Source organism: Metabacillus bambusae (assembly GCF_017497975.1).
GTDB classification, from domain to species: Bacteria; Bacillota; Bacilli; order Bacillales; family Bacillaceae; genus Metabacillus; species Metabacillus bambusae.
In genome coordinates this window covers 1-4,070 of the sequence record NZ_JAGDEL010000049.1, presented here as the reverse complement: position 1 = coordinate 4,070, position 4,070 = coordinate 1, and the positions used below count along the sequence as shown (strand labels likewise).

General features: G+C 32.3%; 3 protein-coding genes and 1 rRNA gene. All 4 read right to left on the bottom strand.

The window, feature by feature from the left end; genetic code table 11:
- Window positions 1-374: 374 nt before the first annotated feature.
- Complete coding sequence (locus tag I7822_RS29260) at window positions 375-806, bottom strand: GtrA family protein (RefSeq protein WP_207982553.1); 432 nt, start codon at window positions 804-806, stop codon at window positions 375-377.
- Window positions 778-1,797 (bottom strand): glycosyltransferase family 2 protein, encoded by a 1,020-nt coding sequence (locus I7822_RS29255; RefSeq protein WP_207982552.1) that lies wholly within the window; start codon window positions 1,795-1,797, stop codon window positions 778-780. Before I7822_RS29255 ends, I7822_RS29260 begins: the two co-directional genes overlap by 29 nt.
- Window positions 1,798-1,816: 19 nt before the next feature.
- Window positions 1,817-3,493 (bottom strand): DUF6044 family protein, encoded by a 1,677-nt coding sequence (locus I7822_RS29250; protein ID WP_243459753.1) that lies wholly within the window; start codon window positions 3,491-3,493, stop codon window positions 1,817-1,819.
- 448 nt (window positions 3,494-3,941) lie between these two features.
- Window positions 3,942-4,057: ribosomal RNA gene (gene rrf, locus I7822_RS29245) — 5S ribosomal RNA — on the bottom strand.
- Window positions 4,058-4,070: the final 13 nt, after the last annotated feature.

The window sequence follows — 4,070 nt, the reverse complement described above, 5'->3', positions numbered from 1 at the left end:
CAGGATCAAACTCTCCAATAAAGTGTTTGATATAGCTCATAAGTTTGTACTATAATAGTACGTTGTTTTGTTAATTAAAAATTAACGTTGGCACGCTTGGTTTTGTTTAGTTTTCAAAGATCATTTACTGCTTGTCCAACCCTTTTAAAAGGCTAGAAATTAATCATAACAATTTCGATAAGTAAAGTCAACTACTTTTATAAGTTTTTATTAATCAGTCGAAATCATTTATCTGATTTGTTATGGCAGAATTTCATTCTAAACTATATATCACTCTATGTCAAACGTTTTTTCATCATTACTTCCTGACTGGATTTATGTCTTAACTATTAATTAAAGAGTTTTCAACTAAGTTTTTTAATATGCAGTCATTTTCAACTATCTTCTACTTGTCGAAATGTAAAATACCTTTGTCCTAAGTAATTTAAAACAGTATATAAAATAGCTGCCAGTAATACTGAAACTTCATCCTTATATAAATCAAGATTAAAAACGTTACTATCATGAATTATTTTATACCCTAGCTGATATGAAATAATATAGCTCCCAAAAATAACAAGGATAAATATAATTAATCCCTTTCTATTACTTACATTACTTTTGAAAGTGAAAATTTTATTAAGAGCATAGCTTACTATAGCTCCTATACTATTACCTATAAATGTAGAAAACCAATATGACAGGCCAAATACGTTTAACAATAAAAGGATCAAAGAAAACCCAATACAAGTGTTTACAAGCCCAATTAATAAAAACCTTATAAAGGTATTCGTTCTATTAAAGTAATTCTCGACGATTTTGGCCATTTGAATCTACATATATATTCCTTTCAGTGAGCTGTTGAGTGAGACTATACGTATCAATATCTACAATATATTTGGGTCTACGCTTTGATTCCTTATATATTTTACCGATATACTCTCCTATTAATCCAATAGCTATTAATTGCAATCCTCCAATTAACCAAATTGAAGTGATTAAAGATGTCCACCCTGTCTCCGTTTCTCCTATGAACTTCAGAGTAATAAAATAAGATCCAAATAATAAACTTGTAAAAAAGGAGAGAAAACCTACTAACAAAACAAATCGTATAGGAGTAACAGAAAATGAAGTAATGCCTTCAAATGCAAAGGATAACATTTTCTTTAGTGGATACTTTGTTTCCCCAGCAAACCTTTCTTTACGATCGTAATATACAGATGTAGAAGGAAAACCAATTAATGGTACAATTCCTCTTAAAAATAAGTTCACTTCCTCAAATTTTTCTAATTCCCCAATTGCTCTCTTACTCATTAATCGGTAATCAGCATGATTATAAATCAGATTAACGTCCAACTTTTGCATCATTGTATAAAACGCTTCTGCTGTAGTTCTTTTTAGTACATGATCTGTATCACGTTTCCCTCTTACACCGTAAACAATATCAAATCCTTCATTAAATTTTAAGATAAACTCTCTAATGACGTTTACATCATCCTGTAAATCTGCATCTATAGACACTACACAATCAGATGAAGCTTTTCCTGCTATCAGGCCGGCCAATAAAGCATTTTGGTGACCGACGTTTCTTGCTAGCTTTAGTCCATGAACCTTACTATTTCTTAAGGTTTCTTTATAAATTATGGACCATGTTCTATCTTTACTTCCATCATCAACAAACAAGATTTTACTTTGACCAGCAATTAAATTTTCTTGAATTAAATTATTTAAGACCTTATTTAGCTGGTACACTGTTTCAGACAACACATCTTCTTCGTTATAACAAGGTATTACAATCGTAAGAATAGGCTCAACCATTATATAACCTCCAAGAAAATTATAAAGCTTTATATAGATAGATCTTCCAAGCTGATAAATCAGATTCAAATGTTCTTTCGAGAACGAGTTGATTATCTAATGCATTTTCTATAGGAACAGCTGAAAAAATGTATGATCCGCCCATCTTTTTGAAGGCTTCAGTATTAAATTCGAGATTCTTTAACGTTTTCTTCGTATTCTTTTTAAACATATAATGCTTACCCAATTCAGCAGTGAAAATATAACAACGTCCACCCCACTCGTCAAAGTAAGTTCTAATTGTTTTATTTTTCGAAAGCTCTTTTTCAATAATCTTTCTAAACTCATATTTGTATGATAAAGGGTAAAAATTATTATAGGTATCAAGCGTGTAAAATCCGTTATATTGAGCAATTGCAGGGTGGATTCCTATACTAACAACACGATAATCTTTTTGGGGTAAACCAATATGTGATTTAATATCTTCGAAGAGTTCCTCAGAATAGAACTCAGACACTGTTGGCTTTTTCCGATAAATTATTTCATCATTAAAACAAAATAATAATAGGATTTGAGCAATTAAAAAGAATACTGTATATTGCCTCCATCCTTTACTATGATTCCAGATAATTTTTAAGCCCAATGCAAACCCAACATAAATAACTAGTGGCCTCAAAAATTGAAACCTAGCAAAATTAAATGTATCCATAAAATGAAACTTCCTCGTTAATGGAAGCCAGCCCTTATAAAACCAAAAGGCATACCACGCTGACAAAATAAAGTTCAGTAATAAAAGGAATATAAATGCCCCTTCCTGCTTCCAGAACTTTTTAACTATTACCAGATATAAAGCAATCAAAGTTACAGCTAATATAAATAGTCCGTGTACAGTCATAACATGTGTATGTCCTAGCACAAAGTTCTTGAAAGTTAACCGAATAACTCTCCACAAGGGAAGCCTCGCATGGAAATATTCATCTCTACTATTAGGTTCTTCATCAAATAAAAAGGAGTAAATCAATCGGTACTCCACCACTAGATATAACAAAGTCATATAAATAATGGCTAGTTGAAAATGAACGTTTTGTTTCCCCCTAAAAAAATCAACTACCCAAAATACCCCCATTGCAAATAAGAAAAAGAAAAAACCTAGTACAATACTCGAATACAAGGGGAGTAGAGTTAAAACAAGGTAATGCTTCCAAGTCCCATTTCGATTTCTGATATGTAAAAATGCCCAAAGTGCTAACGGCATACCTAATGTGCTCAACATTCCTGATGGCCAAAAAGGCGTTAAGGAAAATGCTAATGCTACACCTACATTGAAGACCATAAAATCCTTATTCCTTATAAAGTGATCTTTTAGTAATAAATACATTCCTATAAAGGCAAAAATTCGTGTAATCATTTGACTAACTGCGTAAGCTGTCATAGTCGGAAATATAGAATACAACCAAACAATAAGACTAAATTCTGTTCCATATGCATTTCTAGGCAGGCCATTTATTACTTGTGGAATAATTGCATTTATAGGTCCATGAATTTGTCCACTAGCACTCAAAACTTTGTACCAGGCCATATTAGAATCCAGATTGTCATGCACTCGAATATGGGCTTTTTCCCCAAAAATAAAGATTGGTAATAAATAAATACATATGATTAATAAGGAAAATATGATTAACTTCTTTTCGGACTTAAAATAACTTAATGACAACATTTACACCTCTAAATTTATACATTACATGAAACGTACTATTAACATTTACTAAAATTGAGGAAAAATACAAAAAAGTAGTCAATCTTACAAATATAATCCAAAAAGGTCGTTTAGTGACGAAAAAAATGTGTCTCAAATCTCTTCAGCTTACACCTAAACGTATTTAGATAATGCATTCCAAATGCAAAATAAAAAAAAGACCAGTATCTCTACTGATCTTTTTCTCTCTTACCTGGCAACGTCCTACTCTCACAGGACTTGCACAGGATGTGCTGACTTCTACGTTGCCACAGGACGTGGCGTTCTTAGTAGAAGTTCCTTTATATGCTTCTCCCAAGCCTCAGGCTAGTAATTTAAATTTGTCTTCATTTCTAAATTATTAAACCTTGCGGTTTATAAAAAAATCTACAAAAAAAGACCAGTATCTCTACTGATCCTTTTCTCACTTATCTGGCAACGTCCTACTCTCACAGGGGGAAACCCCCAACTACCATCGGCGCTGAAGAGCTTAACTTCCGTGTTCGGCATGGGAACGGGTGTGGCCTCTTCGCCATCATTACCAGATAATTTATTAAGT